5 protein-coding genes are annotated in these 3,306 nt (G+C 71.6%); 3 read left to right on the top strand and 2 right to left on the bottom strand.

What is annotated here, in order from left to right:
- Positions 1-3 precede the first annotated feature (3 nt).
- Positions 4-882, top strand: a complete 879-nt coding sequence (locus D7W82_RS38945; RefSeq protein ID WP_233588200.1) for an endonuclease/exonuclease/phosphatase family protein — start codon at positions 4-6, stop codon at positions 880-882.
- Positions 883-886: 4 nt separating this feature from the next.
- On the opposite strand, the gene D7W82_RS38950 is transcribed toward D7W82_RS38945, so the two are convergent.
- On the bottom strand, positions 887-1,450 hold the full coding sequence (locus tag D7W82_RS38950; protein ID WP_120623090.1) for a hypothetical protein: 564 nt from the start codon (positions 1,448-1,450) through the stop codon (positions 887-889).
- Between the two features lie 268 nt (positions 1,451-1,718).
- Between D7W82_RS38950 and D7W82_RS38955 the strand changes: the two genes are divergently transcribed.
- Complete coding sequence (locus tag D7W82_RS38955; protein WP_233588199.1) at positions 1,719-2,303, top strand: YdcF family protein; 585 nt, start codon at positions 1,719-1,721, stop codon at positions 2,301-2,303.
- A gap of 5 nt (positions 2,304-2,308) precedes the next feature.
- Here the strand turns inward: D7W82_RS38955 and D7W82_RS38960 are convergent, their stop codons facing one another.
- The gene (locus tag D7W82_RS38960) at positions 2,309-2,746 is read right to left on the bottom strand and encodes a MarR family winged helix-turn-helix transcriptional regulator (RefSeq protein ID WP_216619326.1); all 438 of its coding nucleotides are present in this window, start codon (positions 2,744-2,746) and stop codon (positions 2,309-2,311) included.
- 142 nt (positions 2,747-2,888) lie between these two features.
- On the opposite strand from D7W82_RS38960, the gene modA reads away from it, so the two are divergent.
- Positions 2,889-3,306 (top strand): molybdate ABC transporter substrate-binding protein (modA, locus tag D7W82_RS38965; RefSeq protein ID WP_120623091.1); only part of this gene is annotated, 418 nt, incomplete at its 3' end.

The following is a 3,306-nucleotide window of genomic DNA, read 5'->3' on the forward strand; positions in this document are numbered from 1 at the left end:
GCCCTGTTCGTCGCGGGATCGCTGGCCTGTGCCTCCGGTTCCGCCGTGCGTCCCACCCTGTCCTCGGGCACCACCCCCGTCGCCGCCGCCCCCGCGCGCGACCCGGGCGCCCTGCGGGTGATGACCTTCAACATCCAGTCCGGCCTCAAGGGGCTGGAGCAGGTGGCGGAGGTCATCCGCCAGGAGGGCCCGGACGTCGTCGCGCTGCAGGAGGTGGACGTGGGCTCCACGCGCGCGCGCGGCGAGGACCAGGTGGAGCGGCTGTCCGCGCTCACCGGCCTGAAGTACCGCGCGCACTTCGGCACCACGCGGCTGTACGGCGGCGCGTACGGCATCGCGCTCCTGTCGCGCCATCCGTTTCAGTCCCTGGCGCAGTACCCGCTGCCCACGCCCCGGGGCGCGGAGCCGCGCACGCTGGCGCACGCGGTGCTGGACGTGGACGGGCGTGAGGTCAGCGTCTACGCCACGCACCTCATCCGCCGGCCCTTCAACGGCGCGGCGCGCGTGCGTCAGAGCGTCTTCATCTCGCGGCTGCTGGCGAAGGACACCCGGCCCCGGCTCCTGATGGGGGACTTGAACGACGACCCGGACTCGCGCCCGGTGCGCCTGCTGCGCCGCCAGCTCCAGGACGTGGCGCGCGTCACCCGCTCCGACGGGACGGGCACCTACCCGATGCCGCTGTTCCTGCCGTCCTTGCGCATCGACTACGTGATGGCCTGCGGCGCGTTCACGCCGGTGTCCACGCGCGTGCTGCGCGTGGGCGTGTCCGACCACTATCCCGTGGTGGCGGACCTGAAGCTTGCCCCAGCGGAGGCACCGGTCGTCGTGGCTCCGGCTGGAGCCGCGCCCGCGGGCACGGCCACGGCCGCCTCGGCGCCCTGAAGGCTCAAGCCGGGGTGGGCAGGGTGAAGCGGTAGAGGACCTCCATGTCCCCCTTGCTGAAGCCCTTCACCACCTCGTGGTGGATCTCCTTGCGGCCGCTCAGGTACGCGAGCCCCCCGGCGGCGAAGCCCATCACCGCGAGCTCGAAGTAGATGTGCGGCCGGGGCACGCCGGTGATGCGCAGCTCCACGGTGTCGCCCTGCAGCTGGGCGGTCAGCTCGCCTTCGGTGAAGTAGCCCTTCCAGATGCCGGGGGTGAACAGGGCGAAGCGGCGGAAGTCGTCCTTGCCGAACATCGTCTTGAGCTGGCCCTGGCTCAGCGCGTACTCGGCGGACTTGATGCCGTATTGCCAGTAGGCCTTGGTGTCGCCGCCGTAGAAGCGCTGGGTCATGGCTTCGTTGAAGCGCAGGAAGGCGTCCGCCGGGATGCGTGAGACGGGCATGATGAGCTGCCCGAAGATGGGGTCCCGCTTCGCCTGCTCCGCGAGGAAGGCCTTCCATGCCGGTTCGCCGAAGGCCTGCACCGCCATGGTCTGCCGTGCGAGGAATGCGACGCCTTTGACATCCATCCGTATGCCTCCCACCGGCCGCTCCGGGTTCACCTCGGACCCCGGCCGGGTCATTTTGCGCATTGTGTCTTGAGACTCACTCTCAGGCGATACGCATCGCGATAATTCACCTGGACGTCCATCCATCCCACACCGTGAAACCTGTTATCGCGGACACACTGCCGGGCTGAAGGTGTTCGCGGGGCCGCGGGATGTCCGGTGCAGGACTAGCTTCCCGGCGGTGCGGCCCCTTGCCCTTCTTCCCAGACCCGGACGTGCGCGCCGGGCGGTGCTCCTGTTCGCGGGCGTGCTCACGGGCGGCGTGTTCGGGCTGGCCTGGTGGGTGGACCGCTTTGGCCGGCGCGAGCGCGTGACGGACGCGGACGCGCTGGTGGTGCTGGGCGCGCGGGTGCTGCCGGGCGGTGTGCCGTCTGGCGCGCTGGTGGCGCGCATGGAGCAGGCGGTGGCGCTGTACCGCCAGGGCGTGGCGCCGTGGCTGGTGTTGTCCGGAGGCGTGGGCGCCCATCCGCCTTCCGAGGCGCGCGTGATGCGCGAGCTGGCGGTGGCGGCGGGCGTGCCCGCGTCCGCGTGCGTGCTGGAGGAGGAGAGCCACTCCACGCAGGCCAACGCGCGGTTCAGCGCACGCGTGCTGCGCGAGCGGGGAGCGCGGCGGGTGGTGGTGGTCTCCGACCCGTATCACCTGCTGCGCGCAAGGCAGTGCTTCCGGCGCGAGGGGCTGGAGGTGGCCACGAGTCCCGCCCCCATCGCCGGGCGGATGCGCGCGTGGGACCGGGCCTACTGGACGGTGCGGGAGGCGTTCGCGCTGCTCCTGCACCCGCGCCTCTTGTGGGCGCGGGCGCCGGGCAGGCGCTGAGGGCCTCAGGTCTCCGAAGCGGCGTCCGGCGTGGGGGCGTCCAGCTTGCTGAGCACCTTCTCCATGACGCGGAAGAGGGCCTGCCGGTCGTCAGGGTCGAGCATGCCCATCACCACGCCCATCGCGCGGTGCATGGAGCGGTCGAGCTTGGCGAAGGTCTGCTTGCCCTTGTCGGTGAGGCGGCAGCGCACGATGCGCCGGTCCGTCTCTCCGCGTTCGCGGACGATGTGTCCTTCGCGCTCCAGGCGGTCCATGACGCCCGTGACGGTCTTTTCGGTGACGCCCAGTCGCCGGGCCAGCTCACCCATGGTGAGCGAGCCATCCAGGCCCAGCCACAGCAGGGCGTGCACCTGGGGCGGCGTGAACTGGAGCTGCTCGCAGGTGCTGGCGATGGGGTCACGGAGTGAGCGGCGACGGCCCAGCGAGAACATCAACTCCTGCATCCGGTCGATGTCCTTCGAGAGCGCTTCATCCTCTTTAGAGATATTCCGTGACACAGAGTATTCATTAGCGGCGGGGTGCGGGCAGGTCAACTTGTAGGCTCGGGACGGCTTCCGGCGGGGCCGGGCGCGGGAGGAGCGGACGATGCGGCGTGCGGGGTGGGGGTTGCTGCTGGTGTGGGTGGCGGTGTCGCCAGCGCGGGCGGAGGAGGTGCTGGTGTTCGCGGCGGCGAGCACGACGGACGCACTCCAGGCGTTGGCGCCCGCGTTCCAGCAGGCGTCGGGGCACCGGGTGCGGTTCGCCTTCGGGGCGTCCAGCGACCTGGCGCGCCAGGTGGTCGCGGGGGCTCCGGCGGATGCGTTCCTCTCCGCCGACGAGGCGAAGCTGGACGCGGTCGACCGGGCGGGGCTCGTGCAGGCGGGCTCGCGGGTGGACCTGCTGTCCAACCGGCTGGTGGTGGTGGTGCCGGTGAGGTCGGCGGTGAAGGTCGCCGGGCCGGCGGACCTGAAGGGGCTCAAGCGGGTGGTGCTGGCGGAGCCGGCGGCGGTGCCGGCGGGAGGGT

It is taken from the genome of Corallococcus sp. CA049B, from assembly GCF_003611685.1.
Lineage (GTDB): Bacteria > Myxococcota > Myxococcia > Myxococcales > Myxococcaceae > Corallococcus > Corallococcus coralloides.

Bases quoted from the DNA above. Each gene is read 5' to 3' on its own strand.
- D7W82_RS38950 (WP_120623090.1), bottom strand. From the start codon at position 1,450: ATGGATGTCAAAGGCGTCGCATTCCTCGCACGGCAGACCATGGCGGTG.
- D7W82_RS38960 (WP_216619326.1), bottom strand. From the start codon at position 2,746: ATGCAGGAGTTGATGTTCTCGCTGGGCCGTCGCCGCTCACTCCGTGAC.